At 67.2% G+C, this 23,561-nt stretch carries 23 protein-coding genes and 1 pseudogene; 11 read left to right on the plus strand and 13 right to left on the minus strand.

The window, feature by feature from the left end; translation table 11 throughout:
• From ACRDUX_RS05995 to ACRDUX_RS06010, 4 genes are all read left to right on the plus strand, one after another.
• On the plus strand, positions 1–563 hold a 563-nt coding region (locus ACRDUX_RS05995), incomplete at its 5' end, for an aldo/keto reductase (RefSeq protein WP_526411959.1).
• The gene (locus tag ACRDUX_RS06000; protein ID WP_526411961.1) at positions 560–1,357 is read left to right on the plus strand and encodes an NADPH-dependent oxidoreductase; all 798 of its coding nucleotides are present in this window, start codon (positions 560–562) and stop codon (positions 1,355–1,357) included. The genes ACRDUX_RS05995 and ACRDUX_RS06000, both read left to right, overlap by 4 nt.
• A 260-nt stretch (positions 1,358–1,617) precedes the next feature.
• Positions 1,618–1,878 carry an Rv2628 protein family gene (locus ACRDUX_RS06005; protein ID WP_526411963.1) on the plus strand — a complete coding sequence of 87 codons (261 nt, stop codon included), beginning with the start codon at positions 1,618–1,620 and terminating at the stop codon, positions 1,876–1,878.
• The gene (locus tag ACRDUX_RS06010) at positions 1,875–2,132 is read left to right on the plus strand and encodes a hypothetical protein (RefSeq protein ID WP_526411965.1); all 258 of its coding nucleotides are present in this window, start codon (positions 1,875–1,877) and stop codon (positions 2,130–2,132) included. Before ACRDUX_RS06005 ends, ACRDUX_RS06010 begins: the two co-directional genes overlap by 4 nt.
• Before the next feature lie 23 nt (positions 2,133–2,155).
• Here the strand turns inward: ACRDUX_RS06010 and ACRDUX_RS06015 are convergent, their stop codons facing one another.
• From ACRDUX_RS06015 to ACRDUX_RS06035, 5 genes are read right to left on the minus strand one after another with little or no spacing between them, the layout of a single operon-like run.
• Positions 2,156–3,370, minus strand: coding sequence for an acyl-CoA dehydrogenase family protein (locus ACRDUX_RS06015; protein ID WP_526411967.1), 1,215 nt, complete (start codon positions 3,368–3,370; stop codon positions 2,156–2,158).
• A 5-nt stretch (positions 3,371–3,375) separates the two neighbouring features.
• The gene (locus ACRDUX_RS06020) at positions 3,376–5,028 is read right to left on the minus strand and encodes an ABC transporter substrate-binding protein (protein WP_526411969.1); all 1,653 of its coding nucleotides are present in this window, start codon (positions 5,026–5,028) and stop codon (positions 3,376–3,378) included.
• Positions 5,025–6,665, minus strand: a complete 1,641-nt coding sequence (locus tag ACRDUX_RS06025) for a dipeptide ABC transporter ATP-binding protein (protein WP_526411971.1) — start codon at positions 6,663–6,665, stop codon at positions 5,025–5,027. The genes ACRDUX_RS06020 and ACRDUX_RS06025 overlap by 4 nt, the downstream gene beginning before the upstream one ends.
• 1 nt (position 6,666) lies before the next feature.
• Positions 6,667–7,515, minus strand: coding sequence for an ABC transporter permease (locus ACRDUX_RS06030; protein WP_526411973.1), 849 nt, complete (start codon positions 7,513–7,515; stop codon positions 6,667–6,669).
• Positions 7,512–8,540, minus strand: a complete 1,029-nt coding sequence (locus ACRDUX_RS06035) for an ABC transporter permease (protein ID WP_526411975.1) — start codon at positions 8,538–8,540, stop codon at positions 7,512–7,514. Before ACRDUX_RS06035 ends, ACRDUX_RS06030 begins: the two co-directional genes overlap by 4 nt.
• 135 nt (positions 8,541–8,675) lie before the next feature.
• On the opposite strand from ACRDUX_RS06035, the gene ACRDUX_RS06040 reads away from it, so the two are divergent.
• A complete protein-coding gene (locus ACRDUX_RS06040) occupies positions 8,676–9,644 on the plus strand; it encodes an LLM class oxidoreductase (RefSeq protein ID WP_526411977.1) in 969 nt (322 codons plus the stop codon).
• Positions 9,641–10,945, plus strand: coding sequence for an NtaA/DmoA family FMN-dependent monooxygenase (locus ACRDUX_RS06045; RefSeq protein ID WP_526411979.1), 1,305 nt, complete (start codon positions 9,641–9,643; stop codon positions 10,943–10,945). The genes ACRDUX_RS06040 and ACRDUX_RS06045 overlap by 4 nt, the downstream gene beginning before the upstream one ends.
• 14 nt (positions 10,946–10,959) lie before the next feature.
• Here the strand turns inward: ACRDUX_RS06045 and ACRDUX_RS06050 are convergent, their stop codons facing one another.
• The 3 genes from ACRDUX_RS06050 to ACRDUX_RS06060 all read right to left on the minus strand — a co-directional run bounded on the left by ACRDUX_RS06050 (position 10,960) and on the right by ACRDUX_RS06060 (position 15,523).
• Complete coding sequence (locus ACRDUX_RS06050) at positions 10,960–12,900, minus strand: potassium transporter Kup (protein WP_526411981.1); 1,941 nt, start codon at positions 12,898–12,900, stop codon at positions 10,960–10,962.
• 74 nt (positions 12,901–12,974) lie between these two features.
• Positions 12,975–14,345, minus strand: a complete 1,371-nt coding sequence (locus tag ACRDUX_RS06055) for an NtaA/DmoA family FMN-dependent monooxygenase (RefSeq protein WP_526411983.1) — start codon at positions 14,343–14,345, stop codon at positions 12,975–12,977.
• An 8-nt stretch (positions 14,346–14,353) separates the two neighbouring features.
• Complete coding sequence (locus ACRDUX_RS06060) at positions 14,354–15,523, minus strand: LLM class flavin-dependent oxidoreductase (RefSeq protein WP_526411985.1); 1,170 nt, start codon at positions 15,521–15,523, stop codon at positions 14,354–14,356.
• Between the two features lie 227 nt (positions 15,524–15,750).
• Between ACRDUX_RS06060 and ACRDUX_RS06065 the strand changes: the two genes are divergently transcribed.
• On the plus strand, positions 15,751–16,608 hold the full coding sequence (locus ACRDUX_RS06065; RefSeq protein WP_526411987.1) for a PIG-L deacetylase family protein: 858 nt from the start codon (positions 15,751–15,753) through the stop codon (positions 16,606–16,608).
• Between the two features lie 9 nt (positions 16,609–16,617).
• Here the strand turns inward: ACRDUX_RS06065 and ACRDUX_RS06070 are convergent, their stop codons facing one another.
• A complete protein-coding gene (locus ACRDUX_RS06070; protein WP_526411989.1) occupies positions 16,618–17,004 on the minus strand; it encodes a DUF2237 family protein in 387 nt (128 codons plus the stop codon).
• Positions 17,005–17,072: 68 nt separating this feature from the next.
• Between ACRDUX_RS06070 and ACRDUX_RS06075 the strand changes: the two genes are divergently transcribed.
• Together ACRDUX_RS06075 and ACRDUX_RS06080 are read left to right on the plus strand one after the other, a co-directional pair.
• The gene (locus ACRDUX_RS06075; protein WP_526411991.1) at positions 17,073–17,552 is read left to right on the plus strand and encodes a DUF309 domain-containing protein; all 480 of its coding nucleotides are present in this window, start codon (positions 17,073–17,075) and stop codon (positions 17,550–17,552) included.
• A gap of 106 nt (positions 17,553–17,658) precedes the next feature.
• Positions 17,659–18,873 carry a CaiB/BaiF CoA transferase family protein gene (locus tag ACRDUX_RS06080; protein ID WP_526412001.1) on the plus strand — a complete coding sequence of 405 codons (1,215 nt, stop codon included), beginning with the start codon at positions 17,659–17,661 and terminating at the stop codon, positions 18,871–18,873.
• A 34-nt stretch (positions 18,874–18,907) separates the two neighbouring features.
• On the opposite strand, the gene ACRDUX_RS06085 is transcribed toward ACRDUX_RS06080, so the two are convergent.
• The 4 genes from ACRDUX_RS06085 to ACRDUX_RS06100 all read right to left on the minus strand — a co-directional run bounded on the left by ACRDUX_RS06085 (position 18,908) and on the right by ACRDUX_RS06100 (position 22,454).
• Positions 18,908–19,693, minus strand: a complete 786-nt coding sequence (locus tag ACRDUX_RS06085; protein WP_526411992.1) for an MBL fold metallo-hydrolase — start codon at positions 19,691–19,693, stop codon at positions 18,908–18,910.
• 33 nt (positions 19,694–19,726) lie between these two features.
• Positions 19,727–21,421 (minus strand): MFS transporter, encoded by a 1,695-nt coding sequence (locus ACRDUX_RS06090; protein ID WP_526411994.1) that lies wholly within the window; start codon positions 21,419–21,421, stop codon positions 19,727–19,729.
• The gene (locus tag ACRDUX_RS06095) at positions 21,418–21,864 is read right to left on the minus strand and encodes a MarR family winged helix-turn-helix transcriptional regulator (RefSeq protein ID WP_526411996.1); all 447 of its coding nucleotides are present in this window, start codon (positions 21,862–21,864) and stop codon (positions 21,418–21,420) included. The genes ACRDUX_RS06090 and ACRDUX_RS06095 overlap by 4 nt, the downstream gene beginning before the upstream one ends.
• Before the next feature lie 92 nt (positions 21,865–21,956).
• Complete coding sequence (locus ACRDUX_RS06100) at positions 21,957–22,454, minus strand: DUF1990 domain-containing protein (RefSeq protein ID WP_526411998.1); 498 nt, start codon at positions 22,452–22,454, stop codon at positions 21,957–21,959.
• Positions 22,455–22,492: 38 nt separating this feature from the next.
• Between ACRDUX_RS06100 and ACRDUX_RS06105 the strand changes: the two genes are divergently transcribed.
• Positions 22,493–23,359 carry an aldo/keto reductase gene (locus ACRDUX_RS06105; protein WP_526412000.1) on the plus strand — a complete coding sequence of 289 codons (867 nt, stop codon included), beginning with the start codon at positions 22,493–22,495 and terminating at the stop codon, positions 23,357–23,359.
• 66 nt (positions 23,360–23,425) lie between these two features.
• Positions 23,426–23,561 (plus strand): annotated as a pseudogene (locus tag ACRDUX_RS06110) (PaaI family thioesterase); the annotation flags it as partial.

Genomic DNA, 23,561 nt, shown 5'->3' on the forward strand with positions numbered 1-23,561 from the left:
TCATCGGGCTGTCCGAGCCGGGCCCGCAGACACTGCGCCGGGCCCACGCCGTTCACCCGATCACCGCGATCCAGAACGAATGGTCACTGTTCACCAGGGATATCGAGGACGATGCGGTCCCGCTGGCCCGCGAGCTGGGCATCGGGATCGTGCCCTATTCTCCGCTGGGGCGCGGATGGCTGTCCGGACGCGTTCAGACACCGGCAGACGTCAGCGATACCCACCGCAGGCATCCGCGCTTCGCGGGCGACGCGTTCGACCGCAACCGTGCCCTCGCCGACAACGTCGCCGCCATCGCCGCCGAGATCGGGGTGCGGCCGGGTCAGGTCGCCCTGGCGTGGGTGCTGTCGCGCGGAACCGACGTGGTGCCGATCCCCGGCACCCGTCACACCGAATATCTGCGCGAGAACGTCGGCGCCCTGGACGTGGTGCTCACCGACGACCAATTGGGGCGACTCGAGACCATCGCCGCTCAGGTGGCGGGGAACCGCTCGATCCGACCCGAGAACCTCGGTACGGAAGCACCGGCAGTGGGTGTCGCCGCAACAGCAGACAACTCGTGACCGTCATCAGTCGGTACGGCGATCGTGACGCGGCGCTGGGGATCCACAACGAGACACTTGCGCTGCAGCTTGCACACCGCTCCGTGCGCAAGTTCGCGCCCCAGCCGGTCACCGACGAGCAACTCTCGGCTGTGGTCGCCGCCGCGCAGTCTGCGGCGACCTCGTCGAACCTGCAGCCGTGGAGCGTGATCGCGGTCCGTGACCCAGTACGCAAGGCGCGCTTGGCGAAGCTGGCCAACGAACAGCAGTTCATCAACGAGGCCTCGCTGTTCCTCGTCTGGGTCGCCGACCTCGGCCGCGCACGTCGGCTCGCCGAGCGCGCCGGCACGCCGTTGGACGGCGCGGACTATCTCGAGACCACGATCATCGGCTTCGTCGACACCGCGCTGGCGGCGCAGAACGCCGTCGTCGCCGCCGAATCACTGGGCCTTGGAACGGTCTTCGTCGGCGCGGTGCGCAATCATCCGGAGGAGATCGCCGCCGAGTTGGCGTTGCCGCCGCACGCCGTCGCGACGTTCGGGTTGGCGGTCGGCACACCCGACCCGACCGAGAACGCCGGTATCAAACCGAGATTGCCGCAGGACGCCGTCCTGCACCGCGAGCAGTACGTGGCCGAGGTCGCCGACGCACACATCCCGACGTATGACGAACGACTGGCGGCCTATAACACGCGGTTCGGGCTGCCCGGCAACTGGAGCGAGCGCGTACTGGCCCGGCTGGCCGGCCCGCAATCGCTTTCGGGCAGGCACCGGCTGCGCGATCAACTCGTGCGCCTGGGCCTGCCGTCCCGCTGAGCATGGGTGATTACACCTAAGCCTCGCCTAAGCCTGAAGTCGATGGCAACGCCTCGCGTGCCCGCACACAGATCGCACGGCAACCACGCAGGACACGCATAGTGTGCGTATCGTGACCTAATCCCGTTGCAACTGTGACTGTTGTGAAGCAGTGTTACCAAAGTGAAATGGTATGACGGGCGCACTGCTCCGCGTGAGGACAGCACTTGACTTCGCTGAGAAGCCACCGCAAATGGATCACCCGGACGAGCAGCCAGGAAGTGACGATCTATCAGGTCACCGACCGGCTGCGCGACGGACGTTCGGTGCGCGTACCCGGTGACCAGATCGCTACCACGGTGTCAGGATGGTTGGCGGAGTTGGGCACCCGTAGTCCACTGGTTGAGGACCTTGCCCGAGCTGCCCGCGCCGGCGACTGGCCCGCCGTCCATGCACTCGGTGAGCACCTGTCGATCAACGTGACATCGCTACCCGCGGTGGTAGGCCAGCGGTCGAATTCGGCGCTCAGGAAGCGGACATGACCGCGAGCGGCGGCGATCAACCGTTCGTGACCGACTCTGACGTTCATTCCCTCACACGGGAGTTCGTGAACTCGGCCTACCGCGGCGACGAGTATGCGAATTGGCCGATTGAGCGACGCCTCGAGGGCTTCCTTCGCCGTCGAGGCCTCAGCCGCCACGCCGACAACGGCGACATCTGCAACGTCATCATCGATCGCATCATGACTCAGATCAGCACCACCGGGCGCCAGGCGGCGACACCGCGCGGTCGCTAGATCCACACGCGCCGACGCGGTGCTTAGAAGAATCCCGAATCGGGCAGGGCCGCCCCGTTCACGGCGATGTCGCCGAGTACCCGTGCCTTGTAGACGGTCGGGTTGTGCGAGAACAGGGTTCGCAGATTTCGCCAATGCCGGTCCAGGTGCGTCGCCTCCCGAACCGATGATGCGCCACCGGCGTCGAAGATCCGTGACGCCGCACGCAGGGCCGGCTCTTCGATCGCGACCTTGACCCGTGCTGCGGCGATCGACGCCCTGGCCTCGAGCTCAGAGTCGATTCCGGTGTCACGCGCCGCGTCGAGGGCCGAGGCGAGTTCGGCTGCCGCGCCGAGGACCAGTGACTCCGCCGCGTAGGCGACCGCGTCGATCTCACCGACGATCTCCAGCAGTTGCGGGTCGGCGGAAGGAGTGTCGGCCGTTGCGAACGTGTACGTACGATGCCGGTTTCGTACCAGCGCCGCGGCCTCGCTCGTCAGGCTGCGAAGTATCCCTGCGGCGATGGCGTGCAGGTACAGCTGAACCAGTGCACCCCGAGCACGATCGACGCCCACGCTGGTGCCGAGCCGGATGACCTCGTCGGGCGCCACCTCGACGTCCTCGAAGACGGTCGTGCCGCTGCCGGTGTGACGCTGGCCGACGCCGTCCCAATCGTCGACGTGAACGACCCCGGGGCGGTCGGCGGGAATGTATACCCCTACCGGCGAACCGTTCTCGTCCTCCGCGCTGACTCGCAGGTAGTCGGAGAATTGGGCGCCGGTGCTGTAGAACTTCCGGCCGGTCAGGCGCAGCCCGGCCGCGTGGTTGACCAGTTTCGTGTCATAGCTCTGACCGCCAACCCTGGCGCTGCTCAGCTCCGAGCTGGTGCCGCCGATCAGCTTGCCGTCGCCCACCAGCGAGATCCAGCGCTCGCGGCCGGGGCGTCGGGGGACACGTTGCAGTTCCTCCACTATCGAATAGTGCACGCGCAGGATGTGCGCCAGATCGGGATCGGCCTCGGCCAGTGCGATGACGAAGCCGAAGAACTCCGGCACGGTGTAGTTCGGGCCACCGTGTTCGCTGGCGAGTCGCACGGCACCCAAACCGTGTTCGCGGACCAGTCGAAGCCCGGCAGCGGGTGGCTCGTGCCCGCCGTCACGCAGCCGCAGCTGATAGTCCGTCGCGATGGCGGCGAGGACGTCGTCCAGATCCTTCCCGTCACGAGCCGACGGTTGATGTGGTGCCAGTTCAGTGGTCAACTCCGTCAATCCCTTCCGGCCCCTCCGGGACCTGCTTTCGTGTCGTCGATCCAGGCGTTGTAGAACCACGGCACCGAGTTGGCTGCGTTCGCGAAGCCTTTGACCCGTGGTGCGACGGCGAAGATCTGCGTGTCTTCGAGCAGCGGTATCGAATACGCGTTGTCGATGACGTAGTCGTTGTACTGCTTCAGCAGTGGCAGTCGTCGAGCGGGATCCGTGGCGCTGATCTGGGCGCGCAGCATCCGGTCGATCGCCGGATCAGAACCCTTGAGCGCATACAGGTCGCCACCCTTGCTGTCGTAGTTCTGCCACAACCGCACCGGGTCCGCCGTCGGCCAACCGTTGCGCCGCAAGCCCACCGAGTCCTCGATGCTGGCCGTCGGATAGTTCGCGAAGTCGGTCTGGCGGATCACCAGCTTGATGCCGATGCGGCGCAGCTGCCGTTGAATGAGTTCGTACATCGGCTTGGAAGTGTGGTCGTAGACGTCGACGTAGATCTTCGCGGACAGCTCCTGCCCGTCCTTGACGCGGTAGCCGTCGTCGTCGACGTGGGTCCACCCCGATGCCTCGAGCAGGCGGATCGCCTCGCTAGCGTCGAACCGGACGGCGTCGCTGCGGTCGGTATAGCCGGGGAAGTTCCTGGTGACGATGTTCTGGGCGGGCTTCCAATTGTCGGTGTAGAGGGTGTGCAGGATCTCGTTGCGGTCGATGCCGAAGCCGATTGCCTTGCGGACGTTGACGTCTCGCATGAACGGGGCAGTTTGGCGAACGTCGATGGTATTGGCCATCCCCGGCGTCCGCAGACCCCGCACGTCGAAACCCTCGCGCTGCAACAGCCGCTCGTCGGGGGGCTGCGCGTACCGGATTGCGTCGGCCTGTCCGGCGCGCAAGGCTCCGACCCGGACGCTGTCCTCGGTCACGGGGATCACGGTGACGGTGTCGAGATAGGCCTCGCCCTGGTGCGGCGCGGTGGCCGGTGCCCAGTCATAACCATGGCGTTTGGCGAGCACGATCTTCTTGTCCGGGATCTCCGACTCCGCGTAGAACGGTCCGGACCCGATCAGGTTGGTGATGACCGACTGCCGCTCCTTGCTGGCGTCGATCGTGGCGTCGGCGACCAGTCCGGACGAGTTCAACGACAGCACCGGAATGAACGCCGCATACGGCTCGGCCAGCGTGACCCGCACCGTGCGACGCGCCTCGTCCGCCGTGATCGACGTGACCTTCGGAAAGTATGAGTTGCGGGGGATGCCCTTCGGCTTGTCCCCGTTGGCTTCCCACTCGAGATTGCGCCGCACCGATTCGGCGTCCAGCCGCTGCCCGTTGCTGTAGGTCACTCCGTCGCGGATGGTGAAGTCGTACACCAGCTTCGCACCGTCGACCGTCCACTTCTCGGCGATCCACGGTACGTACTGGAAGGTCTTCGGATCCTGGTAGACCAGGCGATCGAGCAGCTGATCCTTCAGCAGGCTGTTCTGCCAGTAGCCCACCTGAATCTGCAGGGAAGCGGGGGCCTCGGCGTCCAAGTAGGTCAGGTCGCCACCGCGGGTCGCGCCTGCCCCCGATGCCCCGGGACGATCGCTGCCGCACCCGGCAAGACCCCACGTGACCAGCAGTGCGGGGACCAGTGCGATCGCAAGCGCCCGGGTGATCCTCATGCGGCCCGCGCCGGCGCGCCGGGAACGGCGTCGAGAAGGCGTTGCGTATAGGCCGCCGTTGGTGTTCCGAAGACCGCGGCGACGGATCCGGTCTCGACCAGACGTCCCTTCTCGAGCACGCTGACCTCGTCGGCGATCTGGCGGACGAGGCTGAGGTCGTGCGAAACGAACAGGTACGTCAGCCCGAGTTCCCGCTGAAGGGTGATGAGCAGATCCACCACCTGCGCCTGCACCGTGACGTCCAGCGCCGAGGTGGGCTCGTCGAGGACCAGGATGGACGGCTGGAGAACCAGTGCACGCGCGAGCACGACGCGCTGCCGCTGCCCGCCCGAGATCTCCCGCGGCTTGCGGTCGGTGAGGGTGGCAGGAAGCCCAACGCGGTCCAGTGCATGCACCACCTGGTCCCTACGTTCCGAACGTGAGCCGATGCGGTTGATTCGCAAGGGTTCTGCAATGGCATCGCCGATGGTGAACCGGGGGTCCAGTGCGGCCAGCGGATTCTGGTGGACCATCTGCAGCTTGCGCGCCTGCGCGCGTTGCCGGGTGGCGCCGAGCGGAGAGTGCGGCCCACGGAGCTCTCCGTCGACCCGGACTTCACCGGAGTCGAAGTCGGTGAGACCGGCGAGCACCCTCGCCACGGTGGTCTTGCCTGACCCGGACTCACCCACCAGGGCGTGGACCGTTCCAGGGTGGACGTCGAACGAGACGTCGTCGAGTGCCCGGTGGTCGCCGAATCGCTTCTCCAACCCGCTCACCCGCAGGATGGGCGGTGCGCTCTTCACCGACGACGGGCGCTGAAACTCTTGCGGCCGTTCATACTTCTCCGGTGACAGTGCGGGGGCGTCGGCGATGAGTTGACGGGTGTACTCGTCCTCGGGGTGGGTCAAAACGGTGATGGTCGGTCCGGTTTCGCGAACCTGCCCGTCGCGCAGGACCACGACGTGGTCACTGTGGTGCTCGGCGAGGGCGAGGTCGTGGGTGATGAACACGACGCCGAGTCGGCGCTCGCTGCGTAGCTCGTCGAGGAGTTCGAGAATGCGCTGTTGCACGGTGACGTCCAGCGCGGACGTCGGTTCATCGGCGATCAGTAGCTTGGGGTCGCCTGCGATGGCGATGGCGATCAGCACCCGCTGCAGCTGTCCTCCGGAGAGCTGATGGGGGTAGTTGGCCGCCCTGCGCCCTGGCTCGTGGATGCCGACCCGGTCGAGCAGCTCGACTGCCCGCCGCTGCGCATCGCGCCTGTCCGCGATTCGATGCACTAGCAGAACCTCGGCGACCTGGTCACCGACCTTCTTCAGGGGGTCGAGGGACCCGAGTGGGTCCTGGGGCACGAAGCCGATGGAGTCGCCGCGCAGGCGCTGCCAGTCCCGCTGCGACAGGCCGGTGACCGGAGTTCCGTCGATGCTGACCTGCCCCGACGTCACGTGCCCGTTGTCCGGCAGCAGACCGAGGATCGCGCGTGCGATCGTGGACTTGCCTGAGCCGGACTGACCGACGATGGCGACGACCTTGCCTGCCTCGACGTCGAAGGAGACGTCGCGCACCACCGGACCGCGGTCGGTGATCGGGCCACGGTGCGATTTCGGCGTGTACTCGACCGTCAAGCCGGAAACCGTCAGCAGCGCAGGAGCATTCATGTCAACCGATCTTCTTTCGAACGAGGTGGGCGAGCCGTGACAGGCTCATCACGGTCAGCACGATCGCCAGCGACGGGAAGAACACCAGCCCGGGGGCCGAGTTGATGTAGTTGCGGGCTTCCGAAATCAGCAGTCCCCACTCGGGTTCCGGCGGCTGCGCACCGTAGCCGAGGAAGCTCAGGGAGGCGATGGCCAGGATCGCGGTGCCGAACTGCAGTGCCGCCAAGGACAGCACGGCCGAGTACGAGTTGGGCAGCACGTGGCGGAACAACAACGTCAGATGGCTGGCCCCGAGGTGTTCACTGGCCTCGACGAACGGCAGGTTCCGGGTGGCCAACACCTCGGAGCGGGCGAGCCTGGCGAACACCGCGATCGAGGAAACCCCCACGGCGATCGCCGCGTTCACCGTGCCGAAGCCGAGTGCCATGATGATGGTGATCGACAGCAGGAGGGTCGGAATCGACAACAGGACGTCGACGATGCGGCTGATGATGCTGTCGGCGGCGCGGCCGAAGTAGGCGGCCAGCAAGCCGAGGACGGTCCCGACGACCAGCCCGATGACCACCGCGATGAAGGAACCGGCGATGGTGGCCCCGGTGCCTGCGATGACACGACTCAGCAGGTCGCGGCCGATGTAGTCCGTGCCGAATGGATGAGCCAGGCTGGGTCCGGCGAGCGGCAGGTTCGGATTCTCCTGCAGCGGGTCGTAGGGTGCGATCGCCGACGGCGCGATGATCATCGCCGCGACGAGCACCAGGAACGACACCGCCAGCAGGTCCCACACGTTCACCCGTAGCGGACGGGTGAGGCGGGCAACGGCCACCGTCGGGCGGGCATCGGCGACGGTCATGCGGGCACCGCCTCGACGTCGGAGGTGGCACGAGTGCGGCCCGACGGAGACGACGTACCGCCGGTCCGGTCGATGCGGGGGTCGATGAGCGGGTAGAGCACGTCGACCGCCAGATTGATGACCACGAAGGTCACCGATACGGTGATGACCACCGCTTGAATGATCGGGGTGTCCTGGTTGCGGACGGCGGTTTCGGTGAGATATCCGATTCCCGTGCGGTTGAAGATGGTTTCGGTGATGACCGACCCGGCCAGCAGCTCGCCCACCGTGATGGCCACCATGGTGACGGTGGGAATCGACCCGTTCTTCACCAGATGGCCGAAGATGACCCGCTCATTGCCAAGCCCCTTGGCACGCAACACTTCGACGTAGGGCTGGCCGGCCGCATTGCTCAGACCCTGAATCAGGATCTGCGCGATGGGCGCTGCGACTGGCAGGGCCAGCGGCAATGCCGCCAGAACCGTGGACGAGAGACCCTCGTCCCGGACGGCCGACACCCAGCCGAGACTGAACGAAAAGAATTGCAGGGCGAGGAGTCCCGTCACGAAGACGGGGATGGACAGGAAGGCAGGCGGTAGTGACCGCGCCAGTTCCCGAACCGACGGCCACGGCGCGAACACCGCGCTCAGTGCGATGACGAATCCGAGCGCCACCGCGATCACGAAGGCGACGGCGGCCAACGACAGTGTCGAGGGCAGGGCCTGCGCGAGCAGCCGTGCCACGGACTGCCCACTGTTGAGTGAATAGCCGAGGTCTCCGGTGAACAAGCGCTGAACGGAAACGCCGAACTGCACGATGGCGGGGTCGCTCAGCCGGTAGTAGTCGCGAAGGGCTTGCGCGTCATCGTGGGAGATCGGGTTCTCCGGGTTCGAGATCTGTGTCTCGATCGGGTTCCCCGGCAGGACGTTGAGGACGAAGAACACCGCCGTATACGCCAGGGCGATCACGATGATCGACTGACCGACCCGCCGCAGCGCGAAACTCAACACCGCCGAAAGGTATTCGCTGGCCACCCGCGTCGGCAACGATTCCTACCTTTAGGAGTTTAAGTTCGACAGTTCATCTCTCCTTAACTGTTGGCGGGACTGGTATTTGAGCACTTCGAGTTGGCCTGATCGCAACCCGTTGCAGCACGGACCGGGCGGGCTAGCGTGCAGGGAATGGCTGTCTCACTTTCGGTCGGGGTGGAGGTCGTCGGCGACGGGCTCGGTGGCGATGGTGCCGCAGATCGGCCCGCACGGGGCATCGCGGGGTTGGCCCGTCGGCTCGAATCGGCGGGCGTGGCGTACTGGGTGATCGGAGCCGAGCGTGGTGAGGCCGTCGGTCGTTCGGCGAACAGCCTCGACCCGTCACTCGTCGCGACCATCGCCGCGCGGCACAGCACCCACCTCGGGATCGTCGTCGCCGGCGCCGCTCACCGCGACCATCCGTACAACCTGGCGCGTCGGCTGGTTTCGGTGGACCACGCCGCGCACGGGCGGGTCGGCTGGTTGGCACTGGACTACGACCACGGCCTCGCCCTCAACGCAGCGACCGACACGTGGACCGGAGCCGTACTCGATGCCACTCACACTGCCGATGCGATCGCGGCGGTGCGGACCTTGTGGCGCACCTGGCCGCTCGAGTCGATTGTGGGGGACCTCTCGACAGGCATCTTCGCGGACGCGACTCGGATCCGGCGCGCCGACGTCCGTCGCGGCTACGCCATCAGCGGTCCGTTGAACGTTCCCGGCTCGTCGCAAGGAGACCTGCCGGTGTGGCAGCAGGCAGCACTCGGGCACGAAACTGCAACCGGGGAAGCGGATCTGGTGATCGTGGAGGACGGCGAACCGATTCCCGAGACTGCGAAGGCGGTGGTTCGACTGCGCTCCGCCGCGGCGATCGATTCCGCCCTCGACCGACTCGCCCGTACGCCCGGCGTGGTCGGGGTGTCGCTCAGACTCGCGCCGGAGGACTTGGACTCCGTCCTGGACCGGGCGCTGCCCGCGGCGCGACTGCGAGCGGTGATCGACGGTCCCGGCGAGGGCACCCTGCGGGATCGGCTGCGATTACCGGTCCGCGCAGCACCCGACCTGTCCGCTCACGCCGTGGCCTTCGACACCGTGCCGAACCCGGGAGGCAGACTGTGACCCCAGCCGACCGCCAACTGATCCTCAACGTCAACGTCCTCAATCTGGGCATCCACACCGGCTCCTGGCGACGCAGCAGCGAACCGCCCACGTCGTTCGCGAACCCGGACTACTACGTCCGCATGGCCAAGGTCGCCGAGCGTGGGACGCTGGACGCGCTGTTCCTCGCCGACGGCCCCGCATTGCGCGACCATCCGACACTGCGCCCCTCACAGGCGTTGGAGCCGAGCGTGATCCTGGCGTCGGTCGCCGCCGAGACCGAACACCTCGGGCTCATCGGCACGCTGTCGTCGACCTTCAACGACCCGGTCGAGTTGGCCCACCGACTGCTGGGTCTCGACGAACTCTCCGGTGGCCGACTGGCGTGGAACGTGGTCACCACGTATTCGCCTCCGGCAGGAGCCAACTTCGGCCTTGCCGACTATCCGGACCGGCCGACGCGCTACCGGCGAGCCGCGGAGTTCGTCGACGTGGTGCTTGCGCTCTGGCGAGACGCGGCCAACGTCAGCGGCCGCGGCATCGACCACCACGGCGAGTTCTTCACCGTGGTCGGGTCCCTGCCACAGGGTCCGTCACCGCAGGGCCATCCACTGCTGGTGCAGGCGGGCGGCTCGCCGCAGGGACGAGATCTGGCAGGACGCGTGGCCGATGCCGTGTTCAGCGCCGAACTGGATCTCGGTGCGGGCATCGAGCACTACCGCTACGTCAAGGACTCCGCACTGGCGCACGGTCGGCGCCGAGACGACGTGAAGATCCTGCCCGGGCTCATCACGACGATCGGAAGTAGCCGCGCCGAGGCCGAGCGGCGGTACGCCGAGCAGAACGCGCTGCTGCCGCACAACCACGACCTGGACCGCCTGTCCCAGGTGCTCGGCGAGGACGTGTCCGCACTTCCGCTCGACGAGCCAGTGCCCGCGCGTCTGCTCGGAGACGTCACCGATCCGTCGAAGTTCCCTGCCTCGCTGGGGTTTCGGGAGTCGGTGGTACGCCTGATCGAGAATGGGAACCTCACTCTTCGGCAGGCCGTCCGCGAGTTCAGCGGCGCGGGCCACCGGGTGATCGTCGGTTCGCCGGAGGACGTGGCGGACACGATCGAGCGCTGGTTCCTCGCTGGCGCAGCCGACGGCTTCAACCTGATGCCCGACGTGTTTCCCGACGGTCTGGAGATCTTCGTCGACGAGGTGGTTCCCATCCTGCGCTCGCGCGGTCTGTTCCGCACCGCCTACTCGGAATCGACTCTCCGCGAGCGATTCACGGGGAGGCCGTCGCCCATCGGAAGAGCCGTACTGGCCAGGACGTAGCAGGCCGCCCGCACCTAGAATTCGATGCGCGATCCCACGATCACCGTCCGGTCGTACGCCAGGTGGAAGAAGTCGGCGGCGTCGGCGGTGAGATATGAGGTGGCGATGAACAGGTGCTTGCGCCACGGCGCCATGGTGGGCTCCGGACCGGCCACCAGCTCCAGCTTCGACAGGAAGTAGGAAGCCTCGTCGACGTCGATTCGCCCCTCCGTCTCGTCCGGATCGAGCAGGCGAAGGGCGTCGGGCACGTTCGACGCCTCCATGTAGCCGAATCTCGCGGTGACGTGGACGATTCCGTCCTCGGCATAGCCGAGCGCGTCGACCTCCATCCGTTCGTCGTCCGGCACGCGTGGTACCGGCACCGTCTCGATCGACATGATCACCACGTGCCGGTGGCGAGAGTGGTTGTGCTCCACGTTGGCACGCATTGCGAGCGGGGCGGTTTCCTTCCCGCGGTTCAGGAACACCGCCGTGCCTGGCACGCGCGCCAACGGCGGGTCGTACGTGGAGAGTCCGTCGATGAATTCGCGAAGGGGTCCCTCGACCTCCTCGCGCGCGCGGGTGACGATGCCACGGCCACGCTCCCACGTCATCATCACCGTCCACGTCGTGATGGCGATCAGCAACGGCAGCCACGCCCCGTGGACCAGCTTGGTGAGATTCGCCGCCAGGAACAGCAGGTCGACGAGCAACAGGGAGCCCCCGCCGATCACCACCAACCACAGAGGAGTGCCCCAGCGGGTGCGGGCGAGGTAGAAGAACAGCAGCGTCACGATCGTGATGGTGCCGATCACGGCCATGCCGTAGGCGTAGGCCAGTTTGGCCGAACTCTCGAAGGCGAACACCAAGATCAGCACCGACACCATCAACATCCAGTTGATCGCTGGAACGTATACCTGACCGTAGGCCGACGCCGAGGTGTGCACGATTCGCAGCCGGGGCAGCAGGCCGAGCTTGGCCGCCTGTGACGCCACCGAGAACGCGCCCGTGATCACTGCCTGCGAGGCGATGATGGTCGCGGCGGTGGCGAGCAGCACCATGGGAAGTCGAGCCCACGGGGGGATCAGGAGGAAGAACGGCGCACTGACCGAGCTCTCGTCGCCGAGAATCAGCGCCCCCTGCCCGAAGTAGTTGAGCACGCACGCGGGCAGGACGACGAACAGCCACGCCAGGGCGATCGGCCGGCGGCCGAAGTGGCCCATGTCGGCGTAGAGCGCCTCCGCCCCGGTGACGGCGAGGACGACCGCGGCCAGTGCGAAGAAGGCAATGTGGAAGTGCCCGAACATGAATGACAGTGCATACGTCGGCGACAGGGCCTTGAGGATTTCCGGATGGCCGACGATGCCCTTGACTCCGCAGGCGCCGATCGAGACGAACCACAGGACCATCACCGGCCCGAAGAATCGCCCCACCTTGGCCGTGCCGTGGCGCTGCACCATGAACAGCGCCACGATGATCACCGCGGTGATCGGCACCACCCAGCGTTCCAGGTCGGGTGTGACGACCTTGATGCCCTCGATGGCGGACAACACCGAGATGGCGGGGGTGATCATGCTGTCGCCGAAGAACAGGGACGCCCCGAAGAGACCAAGGGCGGCCAACGTCATCGCCGTGCGGCGGCCCCGCGTCGCCGCCCCGTGCCTCAACATGGTGATCAGCGCCATGATGCCGCCCTCACCGTCGTTGTCGGCCCGCATCACCAACGTGATGTAGGTCAGCGTGACGATGATCATCACCGACCAGAAGATCAGCGACACAACGCCGTACACGTTGTCGATGCTGATCGGCACCGGGTGCGGATCGGTGGGATCGAACAGTGTCTGCAGGGTGTAGATCGGGCTGGTCCCGATGTCGCCGAAGACGATGCCGAGCGCGCCGAGCACCAGGGCTGCCCGAAACGGCGGCGCGTCGCTGGCTCTGCGAGGCGACGTCGCGGGTGCAGAGGTGGTTGACACGGCAGCGTCCTTTGGCGGATCCGGCAAACCTCGATCGTAGTCCGCGCCCCCCGAAATTCCGGTTAGCCGCTGCTTCAGGCTCCCGTCGGTGCGGCGGCCCTGGCCGGCTGGGTCAGACCGAGATGATCGCGCAGTGTGGTTCCCTCGTAGTCGCTTCTGAACACACCGCGCTCCTGCAGCAGCGGCACCACCCGGTCGACGAATGGGTCGAGGCCGCCCGGCGTGACATGCGGGACCAGAATGAATCCGTCGCTGGCATCGGCCTGCACCAGGTGGTTGATCCTCTCGGCGACCGTGTCCGCAGACCCGACGAAGTTCTGGCGCCCCGTGACCTCGACGATGAGCTCGCGAGACGACAACCCCTCGGCTTCGGCCCTGGCCCGCCACTCATTGGCCGTTGCCACCGGGTCGCGGTGCATCCGAACGCTGGCCCGGCCACGCGCGATGGTGTTCTCGCCGACGACCGGATCCTCCTTCGGTAGGGGACCGTCGGGATCGTGGTCGGAGAGATCCCGATTCCAGAGCTGCTCGAGGAACTTGATCGCCGTCTGCGGCGACACCTGCGCGAGTCGGACGTCGTGCGCAATCTCTGCAGCCTCGGCATCGGTGTCGCCGAGGACGAACGTCGCGGCCGGCAGGATCAGAAGCTGATCATGCTGGCGTCCGTACCTGTCGAGGCGTCCCTTCACGTCGGCGTAGAACGCCTGGCCGTCCTCCAGGGTGCCGTGTCGCGAGAAGATCGCGTCGGCAGCGGAAGCGGCGAACTCGCGGCCGTGGTCGGAGTCGCCCGCCTGGAAGATCACGGGTCGGCCCTGCGGGCTGCGGGGGACGTTGAAACGACCGCTGATGTCGAAGTGCGCGTTCGAGTAGGCGAAGGACCCCGCCCTCGGGTCGGACAGGAAGACCCCGGTGTCCTTGTCGGCGACGATTTCATCGCCGTGCCAGGAGTCGAACAGCGTGTGCGTGGCTTCCAGGAAGCTCTCGGCGCGTTCGTAGCGCTGGTCCTCGGCGAGGTATCCGCCGCGGCGGAAGTTCTGTCCGGTGAAGGCATCCCAGGACGTGACCACGTTCCAGGCGGCGCGACCCTCGGAGAGGTGGTCCAGCGAGGCGAATTGTCGTGCTACCTCGTAGGGTTCGTTGAACGTCGAGTTGATGGTGCCGGTCAGTCCGAGTCGGTCGGTCACGGCCGCCAGTGCCGCCAGGACGGTGAAGGTGTCCGGTCGGCCGACCACGTCGAGGTCGTAGATTTCACCGCCCTGTTCGCGAAGGCGCAGCCCCTCGGCGAGGAACATGAAGTCGAACTTGCCGCGCTCGGCGGTCTGCGCGAAGTGGACGAAGGAGCTGAAGTCGATGTGACTTCCCGACGCGGGATCGCTCCACACGGTGGTGTTGTTCACACCGGGGAAGTGTGCGGCGAGGTGAATCTGCTTGACTGGCTTGGTCATGCGGGGTCCTAGGTCGTCGTTCCGGCGGTCGAGTAGCGGTTGGCGGGGCGTGCGAGACCGAGTGTGTCGCGCAGGGTGAGGCCGCTGTAGGTGGTGCGAAAGACTCCGCGTCGTTGCAGTTCGGGTACCAATCCGTCGGTGATCTGCAGCAGATCGTGGGGCAAGGTGGCCGGGCGCAGCCGGAACCCCGCGACGCCTGCGGCGTGCCACTGCTGCAGCAGGTCTGCCAGCTGTTGCGGCGTGCCCGTGAAAACCTCCGCGTCGCTGACGAATTCGCCTCCGGCTGCGTCGTCGAGCCGCCGCAGGCGCGACGCTGCCGCGTCCGCGGTGTCGTCGATGAAGACCACCAGGTCGGCGAACACCCGGACCGGTGACCCGCTGCTCCGATATGCCGCGATGGCCTCGACGACGTTCGCCGTCTCGGTGGCGCTGTGGGGTGTCACGAAGCCGACGTCGGCGCTTGCCGCGATGAGCCGATGGGCGGCCTCACCGTGACCGAGAGCGGCCACGATCGGCTGTCCCTGCGGCGGCCTCGGTGTGATGGACGGGCCCTTGACGGAGAAGCGGGCGCCTTCGAAGTCGATGTAGTGCAGCTTGGTGCGATCGATGAATCGGCCGGTGGCCACGTCGCGTATCTCGGCGTCGTCCTCCCAGCTGTCCCATAACCGTCGGACGACCTCGACGTAGTCGGCGGCTTCGTCGAGAAGGCCATCGGTGGGCAGGTCGGCGGCGCTCCGCCGGCCGAAGTGCCCCGCCGCGTCCGGGCTTGCCGTCACCTGAACGCGCACCCCCGCGCGACCGGAACTGACGTAGTCGAGGGTGGCGATGGCCTTCGAGGCGTGGAAGGGCTCGGTATGGGTGGCGATCACCGTTGGCACCAGACCGATGTGGTGGGTGCGCGGTGCGACCCTCGAGGCGATCAGCGTGGCATCGAGGCGGCCGCGGACGCGGTCGGTCCGATCGTCGGTGTGCAGCGGGTCCTCGGACTGCAGGGCCAGGCCGTCTTCGATGGTGACGAAGTCGAGTAGACCTCGCTCGGCTTCGGTGACCAACTCGGTCCAGTATCGAGGCGTGGACAGGTCGGCAGGAAGGGCGGCGGGCTCACGCCACGACGCGGGATGCCACCCCGTCCCGTCCAACGCGACGGCGAGATGAAGCGGGCTCGAGACACTCGACACGGACGTTCTCACTTTCCTTCGCGGCCACAGGGACAACGCCTCACTGCGTCCATGCCATTCCTACCGGGTCGGGCAGAGATTCACCGGCCGGCGTGTTCGATGATCGCGCACCGGCGTCGTACCGGCACGTCACCACTCGTCCTACCAGCAGTGTCGGCCGCTGCGAGCCGGGTTCGAAGAGATCGGCGCACGGTGATGCCAATACCCCGGCGGGCGATACTCCAGTCATGAACGCTTCCGGATCGCAGCCGCCCGTGCTGATGATCGTGCACGCCCACCCCGACGATGAATCAAGTCAGACGGGAGGCACCCTGGCCCGGTATGGCGCCGCGGGATGCCGAACCATCCTCGTCACCTGCACTGACGGTTCGCAGGGGGACGCCGCCGGCGGCGCCAAACCCGGGCAGCCCGGCCACGACCCACGACGGGTCGCTGCGCATCGCTCGGGTGAACTCGACGCGGCCGCGGCCGCGCTGGGCGTGCACGTCGTCGTGAAGCTCGGTCATCCGGACTCCGGGGCAGCCGAGGCCGCAGGAGAGGGCGTGGAGTCCTTCAGCCGAGGTCCGATGATGCCGACGGTGACGCAGATCGTCCGGCTCCTGCGGCTACACCAACCCGACGTGCTGATCACCTACCCGCCCAACGGGTTGTCCGGTCACCCCGACCACGTCCGCACCCACGACGTCGTCGTCGCGGCGCACGCGAACGTCGTCGCCAACGGTGAGCCCGAATCGCGGGTTCCGCGCCTCTACTACATCGCGATGTCGGCCAGTCGGCTGCGCGCGGCCCGGTCCGCCGTCCGCGCCGCGCTGGGTGACGACGCGTGGGCGCCGCCCGAGGAGATGGGCATCGACGACGCGGCGATCACCACGACCATCGACGTCGCTGCGTTCTGGGAGCAGAAGCTGCGGGCGCTGGCGGCGCACGCCAGCCAAGCCGACGCTGCCATGCTCCTGCGGATGTTCTCGGCGGACGGTGGACTCACCGAATCCGTCGTGCGCGTCGAGGAATACGTCCGCGTCCATCCGGTTTTCGCCAAGGGTGCCGTCGAGACGGACTTCTTCGGGCCGGGCGGCATCGGCTGACTGACCTGGTCAGAGGTTCCTCAAGTCGTCCGGCACGTCGACGGCGTGCTCGCGCAGCACCTCCAGCGGGACCACCTCGAGGGTGCGCTCGTGGGTGGCGGCGAGCACGACCGGGGCGGCGCGGCCGTCCTGCTGGGCCCGCATCCAGTTCACCGCCGTGACGCACCAGCGGTCCCCTGGCACCAGACCGGGGAACCGGTATTGCGGCATCGGCGTCGACAGGTCGTTGCCGATCGAGCGTTGATGTTCCAGGAACTCGCTGGTGACGACGGCGCAGATGGTGTGCAGACCGACGTCCTCGGGCCCCGTCGAGCAGCACCCGTCACGATGGAACCCGGTGAGCGGGTCGGTGCCACACGGATCCAATGGGCCGCCCAGTACATTGCGATCAGGCATGGCATCAGTATCTCGGCTTCTGGCGGCCGCGGCACTACCAGTGACCGCACTCGGCGATGATGGAGCGCATGGCCGAGCGTGACCGCGACGAATCGGGCCGTCCTCGAAGCACGCGCCCCCGCGATGCGCTAGGACGACCGTTGCCCTACGGCAGTCAAGGCGTCCCGCGCATCCCGGACGAGATCGACCTGTCGCCGGTGGAATTCCTCGCCTACGCCCAACGTCTGATCGATCAAGGCCTGGCGTTCCACGCGCACGAAGTGCTCGAGGCTGCCTGGAAGAGCAGTCCCGTCGACGAGAAACCGCTGTGGCAGGGGCTGGCTCAGCTCGCGGTCGGCATCACCCACGTCCAGCGTGACAACTTCGACGGCGCGATCGCCGTGCTTCGCCGGGCATCGGGCGGCCTTGCCTCCGTCGACCGCCCCGCCCCGTACGCAGTGGACGTCGCTGGGCTGATCGACTACGCGGCAACGCTCGGGCTTGACCTGGCGGCTCGCGCCGAGATCGGGGCGGAGCGGCTCCGCCCGGCGCTGACCTTGCCCACGTAGGGCACCGCGACCCGCACCCCCCGGCGCGCCACGGATGACCACTACCATGGCCGATACGGTAAGAGTTTCAGGACGACGGGTGAGGAAAGCGAAGTCGATGAAGGTGATGCAGGGCGTCCGCGTCCTCGAGGTAGCCCAGTTCACGTTCGTGCCCGCGGCGGGGGCGATCCTCGCGGACTGGGGCGCCGACGTCATCAAGGTGGAGCATCCCGTTCGCGGGGACACTCAGCGCGGGTTCATCAACATGGGCGGCTTTCAACTCGACCCGAACCGCCACCCACTCATCGAACATCCCAACCGCGGCAAGCGCAGCGTCGGTATCGACGTGTCCACCCCCGACGGCCAGGAAGTCCTCTACGAGATCGCCAAGACCGCCGACGTCTTCCTGACCAATTACCTGCCTGCACAGCGCCAGAAGAACAAGTTCGACGTCGAACACATCCGCGCGGCCAACCCGAACATCATCTACGCCCGCGGTAGCGCCTACGGCGACAAGGGGCCCGAGCGACTGTCCGGTGGCTTCGACGGCACCGCGTTCTGGACGCGCAGCGGCGTCGGCCACGCGCTCACCCCGGAGGAACTCGGCGGCGCACTGTCGCAGGGGATTCCGGCGTTCGGTGACTCCATCGGCGGCATGAACATCGCGGGCGGGATCTCTGCCGCCCTGTTTCATCGGGAGCGCACCGGGGAGACGGCGGAGATCGACGTCTCGCTATTGAGCACCGCGTGGTGGGCGGCGGGCGCCAGCGTGACCCAGGGCATGGAGACCGGTGAGACCATGCGTTCGCCGATGCCGAATGCCGTTGGCCCGACGGTGAACCCGTTCCTCGGCAACTACCTCACCTCGGACGGCGGAACCATCAACCTGTGCATCGTCAGCCCGACCGGCTACATACGCGACGCGTTCGAACACCTCGGTCTGCCCGAAGCCGCGAACGACCCGCGCTTCTCCGACGTGATGCCGCTCATCGGCAATGCTGCCGCGGCTGCCGAGCTGATCGCAGAGTCGATCCGGAGCAAGCCCTTCGACTACTGGCGTGAGCACCTGAAGACGATGAAGGGGCAGTGGGCGCCGTTCCAGAGCCTCCTCGACCTCGCGGGAGACGAACAGGCCATCGCCAACGACATGATCGTCGAGGTCGAAGCCAGCGACGGTGGCGCACCGTTCAAGGTGGTCCGCGGCCCTGTCCAGTTCAATCACGAACCGCTGGAGACGACGCGCGCTCCGCAGGCCTCCGAGCACACCGAGGTCGTTCTGATGGAGCTCGGAATCGACTGGGACCGGATCGAGAAGCTCAAGGACTCCGGCGCCATCGCCTGATTCAGGACTTGGTCACACCGGGTGGCGACGGGTGCTACGCGTTGGTCGCCACCGCGTGGGAGAGCAGGTTCGGGTCATGCGCCGAGATGATCAACAGATCCGGATCCTGCCGTCCGTAGAGCTCGGCCAGACGGGCATGGTTGTCGCGCACTACCTTTCGGTCGAAGGCGACAACCATCTCGGTGATCTTGATGCGCAGCGGAATCGGTGACAGTCCGTCGACCGTGCCCGCGTAGTAGAAGGCGTCACCGCAGTGCAGCACCCAGCGGTGGCCGGCGTCGACGGCGACGCACGCGTGCCCGCGAGTGTGACCGGGCAACGAGACGAGGACGATGCCGGGGGAGATGGTCTCGAGTTCCTTTGCGGCGGCGAACCCGCGCCACTTCTCGCCGTTGGGATCGTGCTCGACGATCTTCGGGCGGTGCGCCCACTGCGCGGGCTGGAACCGGACCCGCTCGCCGCGGGTCGGCCCCTTCAACGCGCCGAATGCCTCGGCGGCGGTGACGTGAATCTGAGCGTCTGGGAAGTCGGAGATACCGCCGATGTGGTCCATGTCGAAGTGAGTCGTGATGATGTGACGGACGTCTTCGCGGTGAAAGCCGAGGCGCTCCACCTGGCGCGCCGCCGTCTCCTCGACGTCGAATCGCGGGCGCAGCAGATGGCGGGAGGATCCGATCCGGCTCGGATCGGCGCAGTCCTGAAGGCCGAAGCCCGAGTCGACGAGTACCAGACCGTCATCGGTCTCGACCAGGAGCACGTGACAGATCACCGGCGCTCCCGGCGAGTCCATCGACCCGCAGTTGAGGTGGTGCACCTTCATGGCTCGACCTTCCCAATCAACTGCTCTTCGACGTCAGCGCCGCGGTCCCCGCATGAGTGACGCGAACGCGGCCAGCGCGGCCAGAATCGCCGAGGCGATGAACACGATGGCCAGGCCGTGTTGAAAGGGGTCCGCGATCAGGTGGGGGAAGAATTCGCTACCGGTGATCACCTGCTGGTTGGCGGCGGGCAGAGCGGCCAGCGCGCCGCTCGGCGCCAGGAGGTGCTCCAGCGGGTTCGCCCCGAGTACCGCCGAGAACAGCGTCGCGACCGGGGGGAGTGCGCCGACGTCGTGTGCGATGCCAGGCGGGACGCCCTGCTGGATCAGTCCGCTGGACATCGCCTCCGGCAATCGCGACGACAGGCCCGCCACCATGAGCGAGAAGAACACCCCGATCGACAGGGCGGTACCCGAGTTGAGGAACGTGGCACGCATGCCGGAGGCCACTCCACGCTGCTCGGGCGGGACGCTGCTCATGATCGCCGAGGTGTTCGGCGCGGCGAACATGCCGCTGCCGATTCCGTTGGCCGCGATCAGCATTGCGAAGGCCCAGTACGGGAAGTCGATGGGCAACATCAGCAGCCCGATGAACGTCGCGCCGAACAGCACCATCCCCGCCGTCGCGATGCCGCGCGTTCCGAAGCGGTCCGACAACGTGCCAGAAACTGGCCCCGACACCAGGAAACCCGCGGTCAGCGGCAGCAGGAAGATGCCCGCCCATAGTGGGGTATCGGCGTAGTCGTACCCGTGCAGGGGCAGCCAGATGCCCTGCAGCCAGATGATGAGCATGAACTGCATCCCGCCCTGGGCCAGCGACGAGGCGAGGACGGCGGCGTTTCCTGCCGCGAATGCCCTGATCCGGAACAGCCCAAGCTGCACCATCGGATCGGCCACCCGCGATTCGATGATGACGAAGGCGATCAGGAGCACGATCCCGGTCGCGAGCACCAGGTGCAACACGGGGTTGTGCCATCCGGTGGGGTGGCCACCTTGGGGCTGCAAGCCCATGGTGATCGCGATCAGAATCGCGCTGAGGCCGCCCGCGAAGGTGGCGTTGCCCCACCAGTCGATCCGGCCGGGACGCCTGCCGCCTGCCGGTTCGCGCAGCTTGCGGTACGCCCATATCGTCCCGAAGATCCCGACGGGCACGTTGACCCAGAACACCGCGCGCCAGTCCCAGGCGGCGAGCAGTCCGCCTGCGACCAGCCCGATGAACTGACCCGCGAGCGCGGCGACCTGGTTGAAACCCAGCGCGAACCCGCGGCGTTCGGCGGGGAAGGCGTCGGTGAGGATGGCCGCGGAGTTGGCCGTGAGCATCGAACCGCCCGTGGCCTGCAGGACCCGCCAGCCGATCAGCCACATGGCAGCATGCCCACCGGTGAACGGATCGAAGGACAGCATGATCGAGGCGAACGTGAAGACGGTGAAACCCGAGTTGTAGATGCGGACCCGGCCGAACATGTCGCCGAGGCGTCCGAGTGAGACGACCAGCACGGACTGCACCAGCCGGTAGCCCATGATCATCCACAGCAGGTAGCCGATGTTCGACGCTGCGAGCGGATCCAGGTCGATGCCGCGGAAGATCGCGGGCAACGAGATGATGACGATCGAACCGTCCAGTGCCGACATGAACACGGCGGCAGTGGTGTTGGTCAGGACGACCCACTTGTAGCGGTCGGCCGCCGCGGGGGCTGCCGTGGATGCGGTCCTCGTCGGAGCCTGGCTCATCGAAGACCGTCCGCCAGTCGCTGGATCAATGGTGCGGCGATCAGGATCTGTTGCAACTCGGTCTTCGTGAACCCGTCGAGGGCCGCCGCGATCTGCTCGACGCGAGCATCGCGCCGCCTGCCGACCATCTGCAGCCCGGCGTCCGTCACCGACATCACCACCCGGCGGCCGTCCGCCGGATCGGCGCTACGCGCGACCAGCCCACGCTCTTCGAGGCCGGCGAGCGTGGCGCCCATCGACTGCGGGCTGATCTGTTCGAGGCGGGCCAACTCGGCCGACGTCGCCGGTCCGCCCCGCTCCAGTCGCGTGAGCGCGGCGACCTCGGGGAAGGTCACCTCGCCGGGCGAGGCCGATGCGCGTAGCTGGCGTCGCACCAACCCCATGCTCACGAACAGCGCACGGGCAGCGCGGTCGCGGTCGGGTTCCGGTCGGTGTGCAGTCATCAGCCCCAACTTATCAGTCTGCACTGATGGTCGCGCTGGGAGTGCCCACTGGGGCAATCGAACTCAGCGGATCGGCGAGGAAGATTGGCGCCCTAGAGCGCCCGCAGATACCGCTTGCTGATCAGCCGCTGTGCCAGCGAGGTGATCGGACCCGCCAGCCGACTCCACCACGTCCCATGCCGTGAGAACGCGCTGACCTCCGCGTGCACGGCCTCGCCGATCGGGTCGTACCGGACGGCGAACAGCTCTTCACCCGTCTCGGCGTGACCCGGCAACGTGCCGTAGGCGAAGCCACGTCGATTGGGTTCGGCGACGACGTAGACCACCCGGCACGGCGCCCGCAGCGGACCCAGCCCGACGATCACCTCCGACCCGACGGCCGCGACGTCCGTCGTCGCGTCGACGTGAAGTCCTGCGCCACGCAGCATTCCCCACCGCATCACCTCGGCGGCCGCTTCCTCGAAACGCGTTCGCCCGTGGCCGATCACCGCCGACGCGTGCAGATGGTGGTAGCCCGGCGGTGGCGGACCCGCCGTCGCGCCGACCTCCGGGTAGGTGAAGGACAGGTCGGCGAGGTCGCTCAGTCTCACTGGTTCACAGTGCCAGTCTCGGCGTACCGTCTTCAAATGTGACCAGCCAATCTGTCGCTCAAGCATCCGGAACCTTCACTCTCGGCGGAGACCTCACCGTCCACCGCCTCGGATTCGGGACCATGCGCCTCACCGGTAAGGGCATCTGGGGCCCACCGGCGGACCACGACGAGGCGATCCGCGTTCTGCGCCGGGCCGTCGAACTCGGCATCGACTTCTTCGATACCGCGAACTCCTATGGGCCCTACGTGGCCGAGGAACTGATCCGCGAGGCGCTGCATCCCTACCGGGATGGTCTCGTCATCGCCACCAAGGCCGGACTGCTGCGGACGGGGCCGGACGCGTGGACGCCGCTGGGCTTCCCGGCCTATCTGCGTCAAGAAGTCGAGATGAGCCTGCAGCGCCTTGGCACCGACCGCATCGACCTTTTCCAGTTGCACCGCATCGACTCCAAGTTCCCCGCGGAGGACCAGGTCGGTGAGCTCGCCGCGCTGCAGAAGGAAGGCAAGATCCGGCACATCGGCCTGTCCGAGATCAGCGTCGAGCAACTGGAGGCGGCGCAGAAGGTCGCGACGATCGTGTCCGTGCAGAACCGCTACAACATGGCCGAGCGCGACGCCGACCCGCTGCTGGAGGCCTGCGAGGCCCAAGGCATCGCCTTCATCCCGTGGGCCCCGCTCGGCTCCGGACCGCTCGTCGCGGAGAGCGGACCGCTGCAACGCATCGCGGCCGAGCATCACATCAAGCCATCTCAGCTCGCCGTGGCGTGGCTGCTCAAGCGCTCCCCGGTGATGATCCCGATCCCGGGCACCTCGAGCGTCGCTCACCTCGACGAGAACGTCTCCGCGGCCGAGGTGACACTGTCCGACGACGAGTTCGAGGCGTTGAGCAGCACCGGTAGTTGACGCTTGCAGACGAGACGCAGGGGTGGGGGTCCCTGCTGCCGACGGGTCAGGCAATACGGTGTGCGAGTGGCCACCGACGCGAAGGACCCGCAGTCCGGCGGCGGATTCAACCCCCCGGTGCCGACCGCCAACGGCGGCCCCGACTACGGAAGGTTCGTCGAAGCCGTCCGCACTCTGCAGGATCTGACCCGCGGTGCCGACG

It is taken from the genome of Mycobacterium sp., from assembly GCF_050701675.1.
In the GTDB taxonomy this organism is placed as follows: domain Bacteria; phylum Actinomycetota; class Actinomycetes; order Mycobacteriales; family Mycobacteriaceae; genus Mycobacterium.